Annotated in this window: 23 protein-coding genes and 1 tRNA gene; 21 read left to right on the top strand and 3 right to left on the bottom strand. The window is 34.2% G+C overall.

Translation table 11 applies throughout. From position 1 onward, the window contains the following. Positions 1–58 precede the first annotated feature (58 nt). The 4 genes from ACM40_RS15985 to ACM40_RS15995 all read left to right on the top strand — a co-directional run bounded on the left by ACM40_RS15985 (position 59) and on the right by ACM40_RS15995 (position 1,757). Complete coding sequence (locus ACM40_RS15985) at positions 59–628, top strand: DUF6624 domain-containing protein (RefSeq protein WP_048503814.1); 570 nt, start codon at positions 59–61, stop codon at positions 626–628. Positions 629–757: 129 nt separating this feature from the next. Beyond that, a tRNA-Ser gene (locus ACM40_RS15990) sits at positions 758–842 on the top strand. A gap of 255 nt (positions 843–1,097) precedes the next feature. Then, on the top strand, positions 1,098–1,241 hold the full coding sequence (locus tag ACM40_RS20295; protein ID WP_083996890.1) for an Arm DNA-binding domain-containing protein: 144 nt from the start codon (positions 1,098–1,100) through the stop codon (positions 1,239–1,241). Positions 1,242–1,310: 69 nt separating this feature from the next. Next, the gene (locus ACM40_RS15995) at positions 1,311–1,757 is read left to right on the top strand and encodes a pentapeptide repeat-containing protein (protein ID WP_228376196.1); all 447 of its coding nucleotides are present in this window, start codon (positions 1,311–1,313) and stop codon (positions 1,755–1,757) included. A 95-nt stretch (positions 1,758–1,852) separates the two neighbouring features. On the opposite strand, the gene ACM40_RS16000 is transcribed toward ACM40_RS15995, so the two are convergent. Beyond that, the gene (locus tag ACM40_RS16000; protein WP_048503816.1) at positions 1,853–2,263 is read right to left on the bottom strand and encodes a DUF2000 domain-containing protein; all 411 of its coding nucleotides are present in this window, start codon (positions 2,261–2,263) and stop codon (positions 1,853–1,855) included. Positions 2,264–2,266: 3 nt separating this feature from the next. Further along, complete coding sequence (locus tag ACM40_RS16005) at positions 2,267–3,232, bottom strand: helix-turn-helix domain-containing GNAT family N-acetyltransferase (protein WP_048503817.1); 966 nt, start codon at positions 3,230–3,232, stop codon at positions 2,267–2,269. Between the two features lie 526 nt (positions 3,233–3,758). On the opposite strand from ACM40_RS16005, the gene ACM40_RS20300 reads away from it, so the two are divergent. The 8 genes from ACM40_RS20300 (at position 3,759) to ACM40_RS16045 (ending at position 12,506) form a co-directional block, all read left to right on the top strand. Beyond that, a complete protein-coding gene (locus ACM40_RS20300) occupies positions 3,759–3,968 on the top strand; it encodes a hypothetical protein (RefSeq protein WP_048503818.1) in 210 nt (69 codons plus the stop codon). Between the two features lie 100 nt (positions 3,969–4,068). Continuing rightward, entirely contained in the window at positions 4,069–4,269 is a 201-nt protein-coding gene (locus ACM40_RS16015; protein WP_048503819.1) for a hypothetical protein, read from the top strand. A 428-nt stretch (positions 4,270–4,697) separates the two neighbouring features. Further along, on the top strand, positions 4,698–5,606 hold the full coding sequence (locus ACM40_RS16020) for a hypothetical protein (RefSeq protein ID WP_048503820.1): 909 nt from the start codon (positions 4,698–4,700) through the stop codon (positions 5,604–5,606). A 566-nt stretch (positions 5,607–6,172) separates the two neighbouring features. Then, positions 6,173–7,108 carry a helix-turn-helix transcriptional regulator gene (locus ACM40_RS16025; RefSeq protein WP_048503821.1) on the top strand — a complete coding sequence of 312 codons (936 nt, stop codon included), beginning with the start codon at positions 6,173–6,175 and terminating at the stop codon, positions 7,106–7,108. 524 nt (positions 7,109–7,632) lie between these two features. Then, complete coding sequence (locus tag ACM40_RS16030; protein WP_131705377.1) at positions 7,633–8,634, top strand: hypothetical protein; 1,002 nt, start codon at positions 7,633–7,635, stop codon at positions 8,632–8,634. 624 nt (positions 8,635–9,258) lie between these two features. After that, complete coding sequence (hmpA, locus tag ACM40_RS16035) at positions 9,259–10,464, top strand: NO-inducible flavohemoprotein (RefSeq protein ID WP_048503823.1); 1,206 nt, start codon at positions 9,259–9,261, stop codon at positions 10,462–10,464. 15 nt (positions 10,465–10,479) lie between these two features. Then, on the top strand, positions 10,480–10,905 hold the full coding sequence (locus ACM40_RS16040) for an Rrf2 family transcriptional regulator (protein ID WP_048503824.1): 426 nt from the start codon (positions 10,480–10,482) through the stop codon (positions 10,903–10,905). Positions 10,906–11,756: 851 nt separating this feature from the next. Continuing rightward, positions 11,757–12,506, top strand: a complete 750-nt coding sequence (locus ACM40_RS16045; protein ID WP_131705378.1) for a hypothetical protein — start codon at positions 11,757–11,759, stop codon at positions 12,504–12,506. Between the two features lie 848 nt (positions 12,507–13,354). On the opposite strand, the gene ACM40_RS16050 is transcribed toward ACM40_RS16045, so the two are convergent. Beyond that, on the bottom strand, positions 13,355–14,695 hold the full coding sequence (locus tag ACM40_RS16050) for a T9SS type A sorting domain-containing protein (RefSeq protein WP_048503826.1): 1,341 nt from the start codon (positions 14,693–14,695) through the stop codon (positions 13,355–13,357). A gap of 653 nt (positions 14,696–15,348) precedes the next feature. Between ACM40_RS16050 and ACM40_RS16055 the strand changes: the two genes are divergently transcribed. The 9 genes from ACM40_RS16055 to ACM40_RS16095 all read left to right on the top strand — a co-directional run bounded on the left by ACM40_RS16055 (position 15,349) and on the right by ACM40_RS16095 (position 22,827). Continuing rightward, positions 15,349–16,170 (top strand): hypothetical protein, encoded by an 822-nt coding sequence (locus tag ACM40_RS16055; RefSeq protein WP_048503827.1) that lies wholly within the window; start codon positions 15,349–15,351, stop codon positions 16,168–16,170. Positions 16,171–16,188: 18 nt separating this feature from the next. After that, entirely contained in the window at positions 16,189–17,094 is a 906-nt protein-coding gene (locus tag ACM40_RS16060) for a hypothetical protein (protein WP_048503828.1), read from the top strand. Between the two features lie 20 nt (positions 17,095–17,114). Further along, positions 17,115–17,915, top strand: coding sequence for a hypothetical protein (locus tag ACM40_RS16065; protein ID WP_131705379.1), 801 nt, complete (start codon positions 17,115–17,117; stop codon positions 17,913–17,915). 354 nt (positions 17,916–18,269) lie between these two features. Next, positions 18,270–19,019: a type 1 glutamine amidotransferase domain-containing protein gene (locus tag ACM40_RS16070; protein ID WP_048503830.1), complete on the top strand. Its 750-nt coding sequence runs from the start codon at positions 18,270–18,272 to the stop codon at positions 19,017–19,019. Between the two features lie 230 nt (positions 19,020–19,249). Further along, complete coding sequence (locus tag ACM40_RS16075) at positions 19,250–19,570, top strand: hypothetical protein (protein WP_228376197.1); 321 nt, start codon at positions 19,250–19,252, stop codon at positions 19,568–19,570. A gap of 35 nt (positions 19,571–19,605) precedes the next feature. Further along, positions 19,606–20,286, top strand: coding sequence for a DUF2490 domain-containing protein (locus tag ACM40_RS16080; protein ID WP_048503832.1), 681 nt, complete (start codon positions 19,606–19,608; stop codon positions 20,284–20,286). 39 nt (positions 20,287–20,325) lie between these two features. Continuing rightward, positions 20,326–21,066, top strand: a complete 741-nt coding sequence (locus tag ACM40_RS16085) for an SDR family oxidoreductase (RefSeq protein ID WP_048503833.1) — start codon at positions 20,326–20,328, stop codon at positions 21,064–21,066. 26 nt (positions 21,067–21,092) lie between these two features. Then, complete coding sequence (locus ACM40_RS16090; RefSeq protein ID WP_048503834.1) at positions 21,093–22,466, top strand: aldehyde dehydrogenase family protein; 1,374 nt, start codon at positions 21,093–21,095, stop codon at positions 22,464–22,466. A 13-nt stretch (positions 22,467–22,479) separates the two neighbouring features. Further along, complete coding sequence (locus ACM40_RS16095) at positions 22,480–22,827, top strand: hypothetical protein (RefSeq protein ID WP_048503835.1); 348 nt, start codon at positions 22,480–22,482, stop codon at positions 22,825–22,827. Positions 22,828–22,850 lie beyond the last annotated feature (23 nt).

Here is a 22,850-nt window from a genome sequence, read left to right on the forward strand (position 1 = left end):
ATGTTTGTTTGCAGAGCAGGTTTTTATTTAAATCAAATGGATCATTAAAATTATAATAATGAATGAAGCATTTTCAAAAGAACTGATTAAGCTGGCAGAAAAAGATTTGTCGGTGAGAGAAAAACTGGCTTCTGAAGGAAAGCTTTCCAATGGCTATCATCCGGAAATGGAACTGATCCACAGGCAAAATGCGGAAAGGTTGCGGAATATTATTAAAGAAATAGGTTATCCCACCATTTCAAAAGTAGGAGAGGAGGCCAGTGATGCAGCATGGCTGGTTATTCAGCATTCTATCGGTGAGCCTGAATTGATGAAGGGCTGCTATAACATGATGATTGAAAACAAAAAAGATATCAATCCCTTGAATATGGCTTATCTGTATGACAGGATCCAGGTTTTTCAAAGCCAACCTCAAAAGTACGGAACACAGCTGACTACAGGAAGAATTCCCTATCCTGTAGAAAATAAAAACCAGCTGAATGAAGAACGCCTGAAGGTTAATTTACCGTCTTTTTCACAGGAAGAAATTGAACAAATCCCAGGTATAGAGACTATTGCTGAATTAGATAGCAGAGATGCAGATTATACCGCCTGGAGAATAAAAACAGGATGGATACTGACTTCTTAGATTTAAAGTATAGCCAGTATTCCGTTCTGTATTTCAATGTTTTTACAAAAGAGCTTAAAAAATATTTGGCCAGTTTCAAAAAACGTTATATATTTGCACCACTGAAAACGACGGCACAGCCGTTATTCAGGAGAGTTGGCAGAGTGGTCGATTGCGGCAGTCTTGAAAACTGTTGACTGTAACAGGTCCGGGGGTTCGAATCCCTCACTCTCCGCTAGTTGGGAAACCAAAATAAGCTAAAACGCTGTAAACATCAATGTTTACAGCGTTTTTTTGTTTTTGTGCTAGTATCAAAGAAAATCAAAAAAGGCCATATTAAAAGTGACCTATTTAGTGACCTATCGTGAAAATATCAAAATAGGTCACTGAAATCTCTGGAAAACCTGACCAATAGGCAGTCTAACGATTGTACATCTTGCAAAAAGTGGTAACAAAAAGTAAATTATTAATCAATTAAAGTTACCACACAATGAACAAAACATTCAACCTGCTATTCTTTATCAAAAAGAATAAAATCAGAACCAACGGCTCCGCTCCCATCTACTTACGAATTACGATAGACGGCAAGGTAGCCGAGATTCCTGCTAAAAGGTATATTGATCTGAAGAAATAGGATCTTAAAGCACATAAGGCATTTGGAAATACTCAGGAAGCTAAAACATTGAATCTCTATCTTAAAATTTTGGAACAACAAGTTTACGATTTCCACTACTTAATGCTGAAAGAAGAAGACTTTAATATTTTAGTGAGAATAAGTATCATCAGTGTATACTTTTTTTTGCCAGATATTATTACTTTAAATCAGCTGACAAAAATCCTGGATGTTGATCTAAATTATTTTTCAGAATATCTTCAATCTAGAGATGAGGCGGTACATAAAATAGGTGGTAACGCGACTACAGAGGCTGATCAGATTATTCAGGGAAAATTTTATGGGAGCTCTTTAAGCGAATCTGATTTTTCGGGTGCAGATTTAGTCGGCAGTACTTTTACGGGGAATGATATGCGTAAAGCCAATTTTGACGGCGCAAACCTGACTGATTATATTCTGTCTGTCAGTGACATTTCAGAGTCAAGTTTTAATGATACGATTCTTGTACGCGGGACTAACCCAGGCAAAGTTCAGTAATCAAACACCTCAGACCTGTGTGACATTAACAAATTCATCATTGATAGTAGACTTTATTAATTGCCTGCATATTTTTAACATTTCATCAATCATATTTATTCATGAAATTTCAATCCGTCTAAAGCCTTATCAACCTTTTTATTTTCTCCATATATTATAATGCCTACCAGGTTCAGATCATCCGCCCTATACTTCGCAATCTCCAGCACATTTTCTTCACCAGATCTGGTATCAAAAAGAGATTTTGTATAGATACCTATTGCAAGCTCCCTGTTTTTGGAACGCTGAAAAGCCCTTTGTAACTTTTCTGCTGTTTCTGCTTTATAAACAAGGATTGGATGTTTTAAAAATGGAAGAAATTTCACATTGTCCGCAGTTACGAAATCCTGGCCGTGTGTTTCAGGAAACCGAATAGCAATGCTGCTTGCAAGAAATGAAACTACATTGAGTTTTTGCCAGTCCAATAAATCATTTTTGATAACGATGGCTACTTTTTTATCGTACATTTTTTAATCTTTTAAATTAAGTTCCATTTGAATATTACAACGTTTATAAGGTGTTGGGCGTCCTGTTATTTTAAGAAATCCCATTTTATAATACAGGCTGATTGCTGGTTTCAAAATGGTATTGCTTTCCAGATAAATTTTTGATGCTCCCAATTCTCTCGCTGAATTGATAATGGATTGTCCCAGCAACCATCCAATATTCTTTCCCTGTGCTTTTGGAGAAACCGCCATTTTAGCCATTTCGTAATCGTAATCAGGATCATCCATTTTAATTAATGCACATACCCCAACAACTTCGCGATTGTAAAGCGCTACTTGTATTTTTCCACCTTTGTTCAATATGTAATCTTCCGGATTATCCAGTGTTTTGTGGTCAGTTTCTTCCATTTCAAAATAATTGGAAATCCATTCTGTATTGAGTGATTTAAATGCTGCTTGATATTGCGGCTGGTATTCTACAATTGTAACATCTTTGCTTTCACGAATTTTTTTTTGCTCCTGTACCCTTTTCAATAAAGGTTTCTGTTCCAGCAAAAACTCCCATTCTGCAATAGCCTCCCAAAGGTTATGGGTAGCTTCGGAAATTATACCGTCAATGGCTAGGTCAATATCAGCAGATTGCACTTTTATGATCGTTTCTGCAAGGGCTTTTCCTTTTGGTGTCAAACCTGCCACATTTCTCCGTTTATCATGTGATTTCAGATTGTCTTTAACCAATCCCCTTTTTGTCATTTCCTTAATGATCTTCGTAACGGATGGCTGGGAATGTCCTATTTCAGTAGCAATTTCAGTAATGGTTTTTTCTCCTTCCTCCGACAGAAAGAAGAATACAGGGAACCATTTAGGTGAAAAATCCTCCACATTGTATAATTTGTAGATTTTTGCTGCATCATCACTGATTTGTGCAGTAAGCAAACGTAGCCTGCTGCCTAATGCCACCTTACCTGTTTTTTCAAATATATTTGCCATTTTTAAACTTATATTATTGTGCAGTAGAAATTAATTTATAATTCTGATGTACTTCAAAGGTTTCTCTTGATATTAATTCTGAAACAGTTATTATTCTATAATCAATTACATAACTGGTTATGCAAATGTATATGATTTACAATTCTACACAAAATATTTTGATATTTATTTTTCTTCAGGATAGCAAAAAAATAACTCGATCGGCATTCGGGTGCCTCAATTAAGGTCTAACATCAATGGTAATAAAGCCCTATGTATGGGAATGATCAGCCGATTCAGAATTTTGTGGAAGTAAAAACATTTCTGAGTCATATGTAACAGATTATCTAAAAATATTTAAAGATTACTAATATGTTAGAGATGAATAACAATTATTGTATTATAAATACAACAATATAAAAAATTCTATCTTTGTCTAGAATTTAAACATAACAGAAAGACTGAAGAACAGAAATTATCAATTAGGGAAGCGGTTCCTTTCTTAAGAGAGCATGGTATCCAACTTACAGGATATTTTTACGAAAGAATGTTTTCACACAATCCCGAGTTGAAAAATATTTTCAATGTGGAAAATCAGGCTAACGCGAAGCAAAAAAATGTATTGGCTTCAACGGTTTTGGCCTATGCAGAACATATTGAGAACCCAGATTTGTTAATTAACACCCTAGAGACTATTGGTAACAAACATATAAGCCTTAATATAATCCTGTGTTTTCATTTCGCAGATGTAAATTAAAATTTATTTTAGATTTTGATTATTAGGTTTTTATGGAAAAATTAACTCAAATCAAGTTGTCTGATTTAAAATTTGGAGTTTTACTTTTAAAATATAAATAATGATTAGGTTAGTATTAAAAAATTTGCTTATTACAGGAATTATTACTTTTACGCTTGCCATTGTAAATAATGATAATATTGTTATGCTGATTTGGCTTCGTTCATGGATGGTAGCATTAACAATTTCTTTATTCTTCAATGTTGTAGTATTTTCTAATTCTAAAAATAGAATAATTGGTTATAAGAATAATAAGCAATAAATAACACTATTCTGTTTTCTATCTGATTATTTGGTTAGAATCTTAATGAATCACTCGATTTATTACCACTTTGAAATTTAATCAATTGATGACTAAGGTGTTTTTACAAAAAAATATTCTCTTCTCTAGATTTAGTTACATTATTTTAAATATTTGATTTACAGTTATATATAGAATTGAGTAGATGCGAGTATCTCTAAGAGTAGAGGTGGGAGATCTTTTTTTATGTCTGAAGAAATTTATCGTTTAATATTGCACCGTCTTGGGAATTTATGACATATTATTTAATTTCTAAGCCATCATACACAAATGTCTTCATATAATGCTGGGGAATTTCCCCAGCATCTTAAGAGGAAATAATTGAGGATGACAGCATAAAGGTTAATCAACAATAATTTATTCTAAATATAACCAGTTAACATAAACAAATGAAAAAAATTAATTTAATTACAATTCTGTTCGGAACTTTTATTTTTGGTCAGGTAGGGGTGAATACTCCTAATCCACAGGGCATTTTTCATGTAGATGGTGCTAAAGATAACTTTGCATCAGGTGCACCTTCAGCTGTTCAACAAGCTAATGATTTTATTGTAATGCCTAATGGAAACGTCGGTATAGGAACTGTTGCTCCAAATGCTTATGCCAAATTAGATATTACAGCTGCTGAAAAGGGTATTCTTGTACCGAGGGTCAATCTGCAAAACATTACATATGATCTGAATGCTGATGGGGACAACATTGTTTCTAACCAGCCAGCGGGCCTTCTGGTCTATAATAACGGATCAGATCTTGAATCTGGATATTATTTCTGGAACGGATCTGAATGGAGATTATTTTCTAATGTAAGTGGAAACAATGGAAGTATTACATCATATTCACAGGTAAATTTTGAACATTATGCATCTTCGGGGACAGGCGCCGGACCAAATGGAGGATTAGCTACTATACTACCTGGAGCGGTTAATATTGCTAGAGTTAAAAGACTGCTGCCATCTGTATTTAGGATTGATTTTTTAGTACCTTTTATAGATAATAATTATATTGTTTCTGGTGCTTTGTGGGAGCCAAGAGCTTGGAATTTGGATAATGCCCAGCCGTTTTTATATGCCCCTAATCTTGTGAGTCAAAGTGGTGCTGCTTTGGCATCTGCAATAGCAAATGATACTGATGTAAATCCTACAACTCCTACCAACCCAGCATATCATCTTGCTCCAAGACAGGCTGTACAAAAAGAAGGATTCGATGTCTGGGTAGTAAAATATCCAACTCATTTTTATATTGTAGAAGGTGTCGGAGCATTTCCTCTCGCTGGTGCCGCCTTGAGCATTACCAGATAAAGAAGATTGACCAAAATTTAGCAATGATGCATCTTAGTATATTTGTCTAGCCAAGTTTTATCTTTAATAATCTATTTTTTAGAACTATTCTCATATAAAGGTTCTGAAACAACGGCAATTATTTAGATATCAAATATTTGAATATTTTTAAAAGCCAATTGATGGCATGCATGCTGATGGAATAATAATGATAATAATAAGCCGTTTTCCTGCCTATCAATTTAATTTTTAACTCATGCTTAATATATAAGTTCGATTATAAAACAGGAGTTATTATTTCCGAATTTATAACTTGTACTGTTTGTATAGTTTTAAAAATAATTATATTATTAATTACAAACAATCATCATCACTTTCATGGAAAAATTTGAAAAAGAATTTTTCCTTTAATGAAAATCATTGTTCCTATAATATAGTAAAGAATTTTCATAAAAACAGAATTAAAAGTCAGTTGGCAAAATATTTTAATTGAAGTGGATATATGGTGTCAAAGTAGAAAAATAAGTTTTAGTTTAGATTTATTGTAATTCAAAATAAGTTAGGGTAGATTAATCATTGTATTTATAATGTTAAGATATATTTCTTTTTACATATCAGAGAAAAGACAATTGGCAAAAAATGAAATAGAATATGAGAAAAGTATTTTGTTTGATATCTATACTCTTGTTCTTGTGTTTATTTTAGGTTGTAATTTTTTATTAAATTTTTTTTTTCTTGAACAGCCCGTTTATGCCATAGCTTTTTTGGGAATGGGGCTGTTCATGTTGTGTACGATCTTATGGCCCGATAGAATACGGTTCAACAAAAACTTATTGATGCTGCTTTTTATATTCTTGGGCCTGATTATTTTCTATTGTGACATTATAAGTGGAAAAGATGTTATGAACTATTTAAGTTATATATCATTAACTGTAGCAATAGTATTTTTTTTTGAATACGGTAAAGACCGATATATAATTTTGTTGCTTGTCGGCATTTATATAACATTCTTTTTAATAAATATTATTACAGATTATTCTCTGTTGTCTTCCTTTCATCAGAATCTATCACCAGTAAAGGAATGGTATATAAGGGTATACAAAGTAATGGAGATTACTTTCTGTACTTTCGTTGGTATGTATTTTATCCACAGAAAGGAAAAAATGATCATTAAATATTATGTAGAAAAAGAAAGATTGAAAGATTTTATAAGCAAAACCGATAAAATAAATTTTTCTGACGGATTATATGAACTAGCGATGAGCAAAAACTCATTATTTATAACCTATTTTAAATCTCAATTTCCGGAGTATTTTGAAAAGATCTTAGAAGCCTGTCCGAATCTTATTTCGTCAGAATTGGAAATATGTGCATTGCTAAAATTAAATTTAAGCACCAAGGAAATAGCATTGGCAACTAATACTACAGTGCGTGCTGTAGAGAATAAAAAGTTCAGGATACGCAGGAAATTTAACCTATCTTCTGAAACAGATCTCAATTTGTATATGATAAACTCATTTTAAAAATATGATTTTCAGATATATAATAAAGTAATTAGATGTAAGCAGACTGCTGCCGGTTGAAACTGCATCATATGGACAAGAACTCTAAAGCCTTCAAATAAAAATGTCTTTGTACAGAATATATTAGATTTAAACCATCCGGCCGCAGATTTCATATTCAAAGCCTCTTTTCATCAAACGGTTGATATATCATCCTGAAATGATTAAAACAGTGTGTATTGGCTCCGACTAAGCAAAAGTATTAGACTATTTACCCATATAGCCTCTTTAAAAGATATTGCTAAAAATATTGCCTTAAACAAGATTGCAGTATTTCATTTTCATAATAAAAGTCAGTTTGATTTTGATAAATTGGTAACTAAAATCTTTTTCATAAAATTGATTTGGTGGTGCAATCGTACGTAAAATTCTCAAGTATAGGATATAGATTTTATTCTACAGTAAATAACCAGTGAATTTTTGAATTTATAAAGAGTACTTTAAATCAGAATAAAAACACAAAAAACATTTTCAAAAAATAAAATATGATGAACAAAAAATTTAGTCTTGCAGTTTCCCTTTTTCTTGGTGTAATTGTGTGGGGACAGGTGGGGATCAATACACCTGATCCTACAGAAATCCTAGATGTTAATGGTATAGAAAGAGTAAGAGAGCTTCCTAAACATGAAGCTGTAAATGCCATATTTACAAAACCGGACGGTACGAGATCCAATGCTAAAGACCAGACTTTTATAGCTACAAAAACAGTCGTTGCTGATGCCAATGGCATATTAGGCTATGTAGACGGTATATCTGGGAATGGCGGAACAAATATCAAAAAAAGAGTTACAATAGGTTACTGGGCAGGGTTATGGGACGGTAATTATTATGCACTAGGAGGTACAGGTTTTCCCACATTCAACGCTCAACTGCAAAACAGATTAAATTACGGACCTTACGGAATTTACAATAAAATTGATGGTATTGATTTTTTACAATTTGAAACAGAGCAGCTGAATAATTACACAGCAGCTCAACTGAAGGGAATGGTAGATGTTTTCTGTATTGGCTTGCAGGCTGGAGTGGATCTGGACGCTGTAGCAGTTACAAAAATTAAGGATTTTGTAGATCTTGGCGGGGTAGCCATTATCGTTTTAGATTCAGGAAGAAATACACCAGCTCTTCAAGGCTTTGGCGGGACAGGAAGTGTTTCGAACGGGACCGGAGTTTCTTATTCGATTGCAGGAACCGCAGGATCTACCGGTGTTTTTGGAAACGTAACGGGGAATACGGCTATTACGGGGGCACAGACAGCCAGTCGCGTAGCAGTCTCCCAACTAGGTCCAGGGTCACAGTTGTTAGCAACTGAAGGCGGTACTGCTACACCTTATGCTGGTATCTGGGTTACAGGAAATAATGGAAGGGTAATTTTCTTTTGGGATGAAGGGGTTTTCAGAAATTCAAGCATTACAACTACTTATATAGATACTAATCAGGAAAAGTACCTTCATAATATCATGGCTTACGCATTGGACAAGCTAAATTAATAATATGCACACAGGAAATAATAGTAAATAAGATGATTGCTATTAGTTTCATTTAAAAACATAAATTCTATCTTCTATTATCTCTTTCACTATAATCTTCCCACAAACGGAAGATTATAGTTTTTTATAGGAAAAGCCTTTGGTAGTGTTTGATAATACCGTTTTTAAATTATGGGTCACTTAAATCCTTACTCAATAAAAAATAATTTCAATACATCAAGTTTGTTTAATTTTACTGTCCAAAAAAGATCTAGGTAGTATAATAGATTTGAATGTACCGAATTATATGTATAAGAAAACTATTAAGCTTTAAATGGCAAGCCTGAAAATCAGCATTATTTCCTGATTTTTATAGTGTGTGTATTCAAGTATAAGCACCTAAATAGATTTATTTTCTTATTATTTTTTTGTGATTCTTTACCTTCTAGAGTAACAATTACAATAATTACATTTCTCGATTACAGAGCAGATTCCGAAAAAGAAACGTGTTGAAGTGATTCCATGTTCGGTGGAATGGCATCAAATGTAAATTTTACATTGATATAAATCATAATTAATTGTTGTATTTTAAATACAACAATATGAGAAAATATCTATCTTTGTTTAGAATTTAAACACAATAAAATGACTTACGAACAGAAATTATCAATTAGGGAAACGGTTCCCTTCCTAAGAGAGCATGGTACCCAACTTACAGGATATTTTTACGAAAGAATGTTTTCCCATAATCCTGAGTTGAAAAACATTTTCAATATGGGAAATCAAGCGAACGGAAAACAAAAAAATGCATTGGCTTCAACGGTTTTGGCTTATGCCGAACATATTGAAGCCCCGGAAGTATTGACAGAGGTCTTAAAGAGTATTGGAAATAAGCACACAAGCCTTAATATAGCTCCGGAGCAATATGATATTGTGGGATCTCATTTATTATCTTCAATAAAAGAAGTATTGAAGGAAAAAGCAACAGACTCCATCATCGAAGCATGGGCTCAGGCATACACTGAACTTGCGGCTATTATGATTTCCATAGAAGAAAAGATGTATCAGAAGAATGCAGAGAAAAAAGGTGGATGGAAAGGCTGGAGAACATTTATGATTGCAAATATTGTCGAGGAAAGCAAGACTGTAAAATCATTTTATCTGGTTCCTAAAGATGGAGGAGCCATTGCAGAATATCTTCCGGGACAATATATTTCAGTGAAAATGTTTGTTCCCTCTTTAGGCCATGAACAGCCAAGACAGTATAGTCTTTCTTCAACATATATGCCCAGTCATTATAGGATATCTGTAAAAAAAGAACAGGGAAACGCTAAAACCCCGGATGGTTTGGTTTCAAATTGTCTGCATGAAAAAAAAATAGGAGATGAAATCTCGGTAAGCGTACCGGCGGGATCTTTTTTTGCAAATATTCTACCGGAAGATTCTCTTGTTCTGATCAGTGGAGGAGTAGGCCTGACTCCTTTAATGAGCATTCTGGAAACAAGCAAAGCCCTGGATAAGAAAAATAAAGTCATTTGGATCCATGGCTGTAAAAATGAAGATTTACATGCTTTTAAGTCGAAAGTGGAAATTCTGGAGCATAATAACGATTGGTTAACATCTTTTGTCTTTTATGAAGACGGAATAACAGAAAACAGCTCTGTAAAGAAAGGAAGAGTTGATTTATCGGTGCTTAAAGATAAAATTCTTATTTCCAAAGCAAAATACTATATTTGTGGACCTGAACCGTTTATAAAAGCACATTATCATTCTTTGATCACTTTCGGGGTCAGTAAAGAAAGTATTTTTTACGAAGAATTCGGACCGCAGCTATTGCAGATCAAAGAATAAAAAGACTTGAAAGTAATGAAACTTAACCATTTTACTGATTTCAGTATGCGTGTTCTAATGTATCTGAATCAAAAGAATAATACAGATTCCAGCTCGTTGGATGAGCTCTCGGAGCGTTTTAGAATATCAAGAAATCATTTGGTAAAAATAGTACAGTTTCTATCCAATAATAACCTTGTTTCTACAAAAAGAGGGAAAAACGGGGGGATCCATATTTCAGAAAAAGCATTAAAAATGGGATTAGGAGATCTGATCAATATGCTAGAGCAAGAAGAGTTCCCCATGATAAACTGCCATTCAAAACCATGTGTATTTATTTCTCACAGCTGTAGGCTGAAATCTCTATTAGATGTAGCTTATCAGGCTTTTATAGACAGTCTGAATAAAAATAAGCTGTCTGATCTGAAATTTGAAAGCTGGAATGCCATTTTCAGCAGTTGATTTTTAGAAAATTATTCATTTCAAATAAAAATTGCCTTTAGAATAATCTAGAGGCAATTTTTGTTATTGTTGATTATTTGATAATTTTAAATTTTTTCTATTATTGAATTACTAGGTTCAGATGAAATCCAGCTGCTATTGTGGATAGCTCGGTTTTAGAAATTTTATCAATAAGGTTGATATTATATTTTATTGTCTGAAGTTATTTGTGCGGCTGTAAAGCAACTATTCTCAGAAATTCCTATAGAGTCCCGAAATACCCGATAACATTTTATATTCCTTTTTTCTGTATGGTATCTGATCAAGATTCGAACCACCAATGACAGTAAAAATATGCTTCAACTATATTAACATTATTGAGATGGTTGGCTGCAGGTTCTACTACTGTAATTATAGTGCTCTTCCAGGTTAGATTATATTTACTTACCACGAAGATAAACTCCAACCGACAATTGCCTTAATCCGGTTGAAAATTCGTACCAAATAATTAACAAAAGCAAGCAATTAAAGTTGTTCTTTTCATATAAAATTAAGTTTTTTTAACCTCTCTTTTTCTGGTATAATGCTGAAAAATATAATGTTATAACCCGAATTATTTTAGTTTTTAACTTTCTGATAATTAGCGTTTTAATTGTATTTGTATTGTGTGATTATTTCAAAATAAAAATGAATAATTAGAGTTAAAAATTCCGAAATTATAACAGTATCTGATTTTTTTACCTGGAATGATTTATAGTTTTGCAATTCAAAAGTTAAGGATTTAAATTATCTCAATATTGTTGTATTTTTTTTAATACAATTAAGTTTTTAAATCAGAATAAAACACAAAAACAATTTCAAAAAATAAAAATATGATGAACAAAAAATTTGTTTTTACAATTTCTCTTTTTATTAGTATAACTGTGTGGGGACAGGTGGGGATCAATACGCCTAATCCAACAGAAATTCTTGATGTTAATGGTATAGAGAGAATAAGAGAGCTTCCTAAAAATGAAGCGGTAAATGCTATATTTACAAAACCGGATGGCACGAGATCCAATACTAAAGATCAGGCTTTCACAGCTACAAGAACAATCGTTGCTGATGCCAATGGTATTTTGGGATATGTAGAAGGACTTCCGAAATCTAGTGACGGAGGTGGGCTGCCTGTAGGGGAAGCTATAACAAGAATTTATTCTGTTCCGGCCACTACTGCTCAGGTAGGGACTTTTAACTTAAAGGATTATGTAATTGCTAATAATCTTCCTGCATTGCCATCTATAGATGGTTTGGAAATGAATTTGCAGGGTGTAAATTCTGCTTATTATGATCCACGGATATACAATATTTCCAGCAGTTCAAAACTTGTTAGTTATCAATCATTTGCAACAGTAGGGAATGAGAACGAAACATCGCTAAATAATAATTTATCAGCAGGGAGTTATCTGCAGGTAGATGCTAACAACATTGTATTCTGGGCTACTACAGCAGCAGAAGTAGAAACAACAAACCTACAGATACAAATTGACAGCAATACATATAGATGGTATGAATTTAAGTGGTGGTGTATGGAGGTATCAGGAGAAAAGAAAATTTTTATGTCAGTTGTTCGTAAGGCCTAATTTTCAAATATTTACTTTTTTGGAAATAAGCCGCAAGAACTATTGTTTTTCATGATGTTAATAGCATATTAAGTGCTATATCTGAGAATGGCAGTTCAAATGCCCCCAGAAAATTATAATTGGTTATGATGTACGATTTGTGATGACAGTTATTATACATCTGAAGGCACAGTTTTTCCTACATTCAACATCCAACTTCAAGCAGTTAAATTACGGATCTTACAAAATTTACAATAAAATTGTGGTATTGGTTATTTACAACTAAATCCGAATACTGCAACAATTATAAAAATTAGAAATTTTGTGGATCTTGGTGGGGTAGTCATTATCGTTCCAGATGCAGGAAAATTACATACGCTCAAAGTTTTTAATGACAGCAACTGTATCGTGAGGAAATGAATTTTCTTATTGGGTTGTTTGAACCGTAGGATCTAGTGGCGTTTTTAGGAATGTACGGGGAAATACGGTTATTATCCGAGCAAATCCAGCCAGTCATGTAGTGATCTCCCAATTAGGATCAGGCACATAACTGTTAGCATTTTTCTGCTTGGATAAAGGTATTGTCAGAAATTACAGTACTACAACGACATACATAAATACTGATCAGGAAAGTACTTTCATAATATCATGGCTTATGCGCTGGATAAACTAAATTAATATATGGACTGGAGATGATGGCAAATAAGATGATTGCTATTGTTTTCATTTTTTAAAAACACAAATTTTACATTTCATCTTCTACTGTAATCTTCCTGCAAACGAAAGGTTACAGTTTTTTTATAAGAAAAACTTTCAAGGCAAAATTTAATTTATCAGATTTAGTGATAATATTGCTTTTAAATTATAAGTTATTTAAATATAATTTTTTTTGTGATTCTGTTACCTTCCGGAGTAACAATTACAATAATTGCATTTCTTGTATCTATCACTGAATTGCTAACATTGAAGGCAAACTTATTCCTGCCTTTGGTTAAAGTTATATTTTCAGCCTTTAATAATTTGCCATCCATAGCATATAATTCCATTTTAGCTATTCCGGATTTGGCTGTTTTCAAAGAAATGTTGATATCATTAATGACAGGATTGGGATAAAATTGTACAATGGGCTCATTTTTAATCTCACTATTAGCTAAAACCAAAGTTGGAAGATAGACTATCCAGCCATATGCAACCGTTGCCGGGCCATCTTCAAACCCAGCTATGTACTTACCGTTTGGAGAAATTGCGTAAGCTGCTCCCATAGAGTCCAAAGTTGAATTTACTGTGACTCCCAAATTGGTAAGATAGGTTTTAAAATCTATGGGAACCGTGCCTAATGCAGGATTGTATATTACTGGATATCTATTCGCATTAGCTGGTTTATACCACATTCCTACAATTGTTCCATCATTAGATATTCCTCCAAAAGATCCTCCGGCATACAAAGACGGATCTGGGTTTGCAAATTCGGTGTAAGAATCTGAAGCTGGATCATATACAAAAGGGAGATTATCAAAGGTACCCACTGCTACACCGCTTTCATTTATGGCCCGAACCTCGCTACTGGAAGACACGGGCAAATTGCCATTTTTTGTAATATATTTGAAAATGCCCGTTTCACTAAACAATGTTGGTACGCGTCTGGTTGAAGGTGCTGGAATATCTACCCATCCCGCAACTTTACCTGTATTATTAACCGTATAGAATGTACCATTTACAAAATCGTTGTTGCTGGCTCTGGTTGTTGTACCTGTTTGTATATCATGAATAAAGGGAATTACATAGCTAATGTTAGTAATTTGATCGAAAACTCCCATTTGTCCGGCAATATATCTGCCATTCTCGGATATTTGATAAGGAACACTTTCCGGAAATATGGAGGTAGAGGTTGTATTTGTTGGAAATGGAATAGTAATCCATGTATTGCTGTTATTTAGTTTATAAGCAGGTAATTTGAGGCTTCCGCTTGTTATGCTTCCTACTAAATCTCCATTATTATTAGTACCTCTCAATCGATAAACTATAGGCTCCTTTACTGCATAAGTATTAGTTGACCAATTATAGATAAGCCCGAATGAAACAGCAAGCCCGTTATCATTTACGTCCTGAAAAGCTGAATTATTAACGGCAAGTTTACGGTATTCCTGTGCAGTTAAAAAATTAGACATAATGCCTAATAAAACAAATACAAAAAAGTTATTTTTTTTCATAGGTAAAATATTTAATTTATTTAAAATTGTAATAATTAATTCAATAATTCTATACTTACTCTCTCTTTAAAGATTTTCCATTGAAACCTTGTTTAATGGTTTTTTGTATGCTTTCTTTTGAATTATTCGGTTGCCAACCTGGGCGTAATAAAAACTGAAAATCAAACTAAATGGTAAAGGAATAATTTTTTATATGAATCATTTAATGGGATTCTTTAGATTGCAATTTTAGTGTTATTTAATTCAAAATCTGTGTTTATTTTGTAAGAAATTCTTAAATTATAACTTTATTATTTCTTTAATATAAATTGTCTGACATCTTATTTGCCGGAAATGTTATTCTTTTTCTCATTAATATTTTCTAAGTTAAAAATACTATTTATTTTGATTCATATTGTTGTAATTCATTAATAAATAGGTAATTATTGATGTGTTGTTTGAGTTTGAATTACCGAATTTACAACTCATATTGTTTTGAAGAGATCAGGATAAACCTCTAATATTACACTATAATCCCTAACGGATAGTTGAATTAATTCTAAGCCATTCGTTGCACAGATTCTAAAAACACACACTTAACAATGATTAAAAATTTATTGTTTTTAAAAAAATGCGTTTGATCAAATTTACATTTAGTACCACTAAAAAAATTGATGATGAAAAAACACTATTTTATTTCTCTACTATTTTTATTTGAGAGCTTATTCTATGCTCAAATAAGTATTGCTCCAAATCCCGCCAACCACGAACCGCATCAAAACTCAATTTTGGATGTGAAATCTTCAACACCTGCAAAAGCCGTGTTGCTTCCCGTAGTTTCGCAGATCAGTAATGCAGCAGATCCGGATAATGATAACAATTTTAGGGGAGCAATTGTGTACAGTAAGAATAATGGTACAATTTATGAGCATGACGGAACCAATTGGTCAAGTATCTATAATTATATTGTTGATGTCAAACCACAGTATTTTGCCCATTTTTCGCGTCCATCCAATCTGAATCTTTCATGCAATGGAGGACTTCTTCCTCCATATGGCTGTACAGCTACAGGAATTATTCCGCTTGTAAACAACGGAAGTTCTGATTTTCAGGGAAGTTCTATCAACCTTTCTTTAGCTTCGAATGTTGTAACGGTAAATGAAACGGGCTTATACAGAGTTACTTACAGATCTTATGCAACTTTCAACGGGCTCAACACTGATGAAATCCAGTTGAGACTCCAAAAAGCTATGACTGCAACTCCAACGGTATTCTCGACGATTGATTATAAATCTTTTACAAGTGATAATGACAATTTGGGATATTCACCCGTGTTCAACGGTTCGATTGTTCTACAAGTGAATGCAGGGGAAAAATTCCGTTTACAGGGTTTCATGCAATCAGGATTTTCACCTTTGATTAACTCCTCGACCAGCTTCCAAAACAATAATACTTATGGAACAGGTGAGCTAATTTTCGAGAAAATTGTTTTATAACTCATTAATTTAAAAATTATGTATCCTAAAATATATTTAACGGTAGCAGCTTTGCTGGCTGCGGTGTTTTTCAATGCACAGGTAATGATTTCCAAAACGGCAGGTTCTGCCCATCAGAATGCTTTATTGGACATAAAAGATGCCACCAAGGGTGTTATTTTTACTCGTGCTGAGGATATTCCTACTTTTCCATTATATAATAATTCCCAGGAAGATTATTTTAATGATGAAGCTGCTCTGGAAGGCGCAATTTTATACAATAAAGAAGACAAACAATATTATAAATATGATGGAACAACCTGGATTCCTGCACTTCAACTCGGAGGGTGGTACAATCCTTTTTTAACCAGAAGAAAAGCTTCCAGTTCAAAAACATGGAATTGTTTAGGGGTACAAGTTCCCAACCCCTTTCCTCCATTTACTCCAATAACTGTAAGTACATGCAGTGTTTTAGCACTTTTTGGAAGCAATAGTAAACAGACTATTTCACTTTCGCCAATTACAAACAGGTCTCAATTATTAGTAAATAATCTGAATACGACAATGCCAGCAAACGGCAGTGATAATGTGATTGAAATACCGCAAGCCGGATTGTATCATATTTCCGGGGTTACAGGATTTGAAGGGTTTTCATTAGGTTCTTTAGGAAAAGATGCTACGTTTTGGGTAAGTATCGATGTCAGTTACGATGGCGGTGCAAACTGGTCAACACTGGCATTTGAGGAAACTAAACTGTATGGCGGAATTTTTATTGACTTAGGACAGGGAGGAAATAAAAGCGCAAGTGTTTCTGCTTCTGTCACATTACCAGCGAACTCTCGTATCAGGCTTCAGGCTGCTGTAAATACGGATTCTGTAATATCTACTTTTTCAAACTCTGTAGATCATAGAGAAACCTTCATTAATATTCAAAAATTAAGATAATCCCATAAAAATTAAAGCACATGAAAAAATATTTCGCATTTATAGGGATGTTGGGATTTATGATAGCAAACTCTCAGGTTGTCATTGGTGGATCAACTCCTTCTAGCAGTAATACTCAACTGGAACTTCAAAATTCCGGGCAAAAAGTATTGATTCTTCCTGTTGCAGAAAACGAAACAATATTACCAAAATACAACAGTTCTCAACCGGATAAATATGATGATGATGCTACAATGGAGGCGATGCTGATGTACAATAAAGAGGAAAGTCTTGCTAACGTTTACGACGGGACAAAGTGGGAACAGGCTTTTAATGCTAAAAATAAATCAACAACGTGGACACGAGCGAGTATTAACAGCACCAATATGACCTGCCTTTCCACCTCTGATCTTTTCGGACAGCTTTTACAGCTTTGTAGCTCTGATAATCTGAAATTTTCTGTTCCTCCAAACAGTTCTCAGTTTTCTGATTATCTGTCTGTTGTAAGAAATTCTGAAACGTTCAGGATAAGACAGAAAGGATTATACAGGATTAATTTTAATGTTTTATTTAGTGGTTTTACAGCCGGATTTGATTTTAATGGAGCCAGAATTACAGTAGTTGTTGTTGTAAATGGAGTAGAGAAGGCTTATATGTCAGGTAAAGCCTCTCCTTTTATTAATATAGGAAATTATCTTGTTTCCACGGATGGCGTTTTATTTTTAGATGTCAATAATGATGTTACATTCCGTTTGGTACTGGATGGTTCATCTTGGTCAATCAGCAGTTATAATTTCGGAGGAACAGCCGAAAGCAACGTAAGTATCGAAAGGATATTATAAATCAGAGGGAGAGTATTCTGAAAGCACAAATGAAATTTTTTATAAAACATTATTCGGTAGAAAATGCAACAAGATAAGTACCAAATACTTGTAGGAAAACAGTTTTAAAAGCTGAGTTTATCCTGAAGCTGAGTACTTTGCTTGAATATGATTTTTTCAGGATTTAAACTTGGGAGCTTACTAAGCAAAAATTTTGCAGCAAAAGGAGCAAACTGGCTATTGGTTGCTGGATTACCTAACAAACCAACTTTGTAAACGGAGGATAATACCACAAGATAATGATTTTGAAAACCGACCAACTAAGAAAATTAACGGACGGTTTTTCAGTTTTTAATTTAAACTTTACTTAAAATTATGACCAATAACGTAATCAGAAGACAACCTAAGCACACATTTCCTAAGAAAAAAGTTCTATGTCTGGTTTCAAACCCGGCAATGCTTCAGGGCATGAATGTAGGCTTTTTTGCTGAAGAAATGACACGTCCATTCTTTGATTTTGTCAATGCAGGATACGATGTAGATTTTTGTTCGCCTTGGGGTGGCGAAGTAATATTTGATAGACACAGCGATCCGGAAAATCCCGAAGGAGCATATCAAAACGACCTGATAAGTATCGGATTTGTCCACCATAAAGACTATGGCAAACTCATGAAGGATACACCTTCTATTGATCAATTTAATGTAAACGATTATGATGCTATTTGTGTAGCCGGCGGAGGAGCGCCTTTAATTAACTTTAAAGATGATGAAAAGCTGCACAAATTTATTGCAGATTTTTATGAAGCCGGGAAAATAGTATGTCTAATCTGTCACGGAACATCCTTATTGTTATGGACAAAACTAAGCGACGGTACACTTTTGGCAGACGGAAAAAGCTGGACCGGATTTGCAGACAGTGAAGAACAAATAATTAATGATATGTTCGGAATGAAGGTAAATTCTTACACCATCGAAACAGAAGCCCGCAAAAACCCAAATACTAACTTTGAATGCGCCGGTCCATTGGAGCCTTTTGCTATCAGAGACGGAAGATTGATTACTGCTCAACAGCAACACAGCAGTTTTTTAGCCTCTCAATTAGTTATTGAAGCATTATCAGAATAATATAGAATTTATCAGACCCTTTACAATACTTTTTAATTGGATGGGTCTGATTATTTCTGTTGCCGAAATTCTGGAATGAATCACAAAAATATTAAATGGAGCAATCACAAAATAAAGGGATGAAATCAATCAAGCTTTTACTCATCGTATTTTCCGTAATCAGTGTTACCGCTTGCGGACAAAACAAAAATCAAAATTCAGATCATAAAAACAGAAAAAAAATTGATAAAATGGACACAGGTAAACTAACAAATCAAAACGTAAAACAGGCATTCGAAGCTTGGCAAAGTGGTGACAGTAAAACCTTTCTTTCATTTTTTACCGATAATCCGACAATGACAGATGACGGTAGTCCCCGCAACTTTCAAAGTTATGTAAAGGAAGCTTGCGGAAAAGAAGTTTTCCTAACAATTGACTCTGTAGAAAATGATGGCAAAAATATTACGGGCAACTTTAAAGCCGGACCGTGGGGAACCTTTCCTGTTTTTTTTAATTTCCATCAAAATGCAAAAGGAAAATTTGAAAGGTTGGATATTGGCCAGGCTAAATAAGCTTTGATGATTTTCAATTTCTTTAAACAAGCTTTATGAATTTTTCATTGAGGCTTAAAATGCCAAATTTTAAAAAGGCTCTTAACGGTTTTCTGTTCTTTTGTATTGTTCAACATGCACAAGCTCAAGATATTGATGGCGTAAGTTCTTTTTTTGTAGGCGGAGTGAGTATGGATATTCCTAAGCAAAATAAATTGCTGCTCTATGGCGGTTTCAGTCCCTCCGATAAAGTAAAGGCATTTTTGGCACTGCCAAATTTTAAGATAAACAAATACTTGACACTTACGCCAGGTTATACCTATGTGAATGTAGATTTGGACAATGGCAGTAAGGTAGTGGAACATCAGTTTCTCGGAATGGCAACGCTGGCTTTTCCGATAGCAAAAAATTGGACTCTTGCTGACCGGAATATGTATTTCCACCGATTCAGAACCGGCGATGATTTATCATTTTACCGAAACAGGTTAGGTGTCATCCACAAAACGGAACTTTTCAAAAAACAGGTAAGTATTTTTTTACATGATGAAGTTTATCTCAATCTCGACAATGGACAATTTACCCGAAACCGTGTTGTTTTTGGGGGTGATATAAAGCTTTTGAAGTGGCTTACACCGCAAGTGATGTTGATGTATCAAAGCGATAGAGCAACAGGCAACAGAATTTTAGGATGGCTCATATTTACAGTGCCATTGGAAAACCTCGGAATTTTTAAATAAGTGAAACACTTAAAGAATTGGATAAAATAGAAAGAGATTATGAGTGATTTAAAAGATAAGGTAATTATTGTAACAGGTTCATCTAAAGGTATTGGAGCTACCATTGCTAAAACACTTGCGTCAAAAGGTGCGTCATTGGTTATCAATTTTTCAACTTCAAAATCAGATGCCGATAATGTAGTGTCTGAAATAATGAATTCGGGCGGAAAAGCAGTTGCTATAAAAGCTGATGTCAGTAAAACAGAAGACGTAAAATATCTTTTTGATGCAGCTATCAATCATTTTGGTAAAGTAGATATTTTGATAAATAATGCCGGAATAGCCATTTACAAATTGATTCAAGATACTACCGACGAAGATTTTGACCGTATTTTCAGTATTAATGTAAAAGGTACTTTCAACACAATGAGAGAAGCAGCACCCCGACTTGAAGCTAATGGGAGAATTATTAATTTTTCAAGCTCTGTTACACGGTTAATGCTGCCAACTTATGCTACTTATTCTGCAACTAAAGCTGCTGTTGAACAGATGACGAAAGTTTTTGCAAAAGAAATAGGCAGCAGAAAAATAACAGTCAATTCCGTTTCGCCCGGTCCGATCAATACTGAACTTTTTACACAAGGAAAAACTGATGAAACCATTGCCAGATTAGCATCAATGTCTGCATTCAACCGCATTGGAGAAACGGATGATATAGCTAATGTGATTACATTTTTAATATCAGATGAAGCTCAATGGATAACAGCTCAGAATATTGGGATAAATGGAGGATTTGCCTAAAGTTTAATTAATTAAAAAACCAAATTATGAATAAATATCAATCATTATTCGACACTCAAAAGGAGTTTTTTTATACCGATGCCACGAAAACCTATGAATGGCGCATGGATCAGCTCAACAGGCTGGAAAAAATGCTTACCGAAAATCAGGAAGTATTTTGTCAGGCATTGAAAACAGATTTCAACAAACCACCATTCGAACAACTGTTTGAAATTACGGTTCCTTTGGGCAATATCAAATATTATAAAGAAAACCTAAGAAAGCTGATGGCTCCCGAGCAAGTTGCCATTCCTAAAGGCTTGGAAGAAACCGGAAACAAAGGCATTATTTACAAAGAACCTTTTGGAGTAACCTTAGTCATTGGACCTTTTAATGCACCCATTTTATTATTGCTTGACCCTGCAATAGCTGCTTTGGCTGCTGGAAATCCGGTTATTTTGAAACCAGCGAACACTACTCCTACCGTTGCCGCCCTTTTTCAGGATTTGATTCCAAAATATTTTGAGCCTGAAGCTGTAAACATTGTTACCGGAGGAAGAGAAGGAATTACAGCATTACTGGAACTGCCTTTCGATTTTATATTCTTTACAGGAAGTTCTGCCGTGGGTAAAGTAGTAATGCGGGCTGCTGCAGAAAACCTTACACCTGTTGTTTTGGAATTGGGTGGACAGAATCCTACTGTTGTGGATGAATCTGCCAATCTTGATATTGCAGTAGATAGAATTGCGTGGGGACACAACGCTATTTCCGGTCAATGGTGCATTGCTCCGGGGTATGTATATGTGCATGAGAAAATAGCCGATGACTTTATAGCAAGATTAAAAACATCCATACAAAAGATGTATGGAGAAAATCCACAGGAAAGCCCGGATTTGGCAAGAATGATCAGTGAACATGATGCGGAAAGAGTAGCTTCCTACATTATTCCCGAAAAGGTGGTTGTTGGAGGAAGATTTGATATTAAAGCAAGGTACGTAGAGCCAACAGTCTTATATCCAAGTACATGGGAAGATCCTGCTTTGCAGCAGGAGATTTTCGGACCGGTGTTACCTGTAATGGTATATTCTGATTTAAAGGAAATTACCAACATTATCAAGCGAAAACCAAAATCGCTTGCAGCCTATATATTTAGTAAAAACCAGGAGAATATTGATTATTTCCTCAATTCGGTTTCATTCGGAGGAGGATGTGTGAATCAAACCAATCTTCATTGTTGGATAGACAGCCTTCCGTTTGGCGGCGTAGGCTATGCCGGAATGGGAAAATATTATGGAAAAGCAGGGTTTGATGCCTTAAGTAATACTAAAGCTATGTTAATTGGTAATCCTGATCTTGAACTGGATGTTTTTCCACCGTACGAAGGAAAGGATATTGCTAAAAATTTAAGCGTGTTTTCATAGATCAAAATAAACAATGGTACTAAAAACCATCAACTCAATTTTTATACTTATTGCCGTATTTATGGGCTTTAAACAAGGTGTGGCAATGCTTTCAGGCAAACCTGAAATGATAGAGATGTTCAGTAAGTGGAATTTTTCCAAAACGGCTCTGATGATCAATGGCGCAGTTACAATATTTGCGACAGTATTGATTTTGTTTACTAAAACGTTTGTTTATGGAAATTTTTTAATGGCAGCAGGTATACTTTTAATTATTTGCCTTCACTTACTGGATAAGGATTTAAAAGGGGTATCAATCGAATTACCTTTTCTATTACTGAATCTGATTATCATTTATCTACAGCATCCGTTAAAAAATTAATCTCTTGAGATGAATCGTTGAGT

The sequence above is a fragment of the Chryseobacterium sp. BLS98 genome (assembly GCF_001045445.1).
Lineage (GTDB): Bacteria > Bacteroidota > Bacteroidia > Flavobacteriales > Weeksellaceae > Chryseobacterium.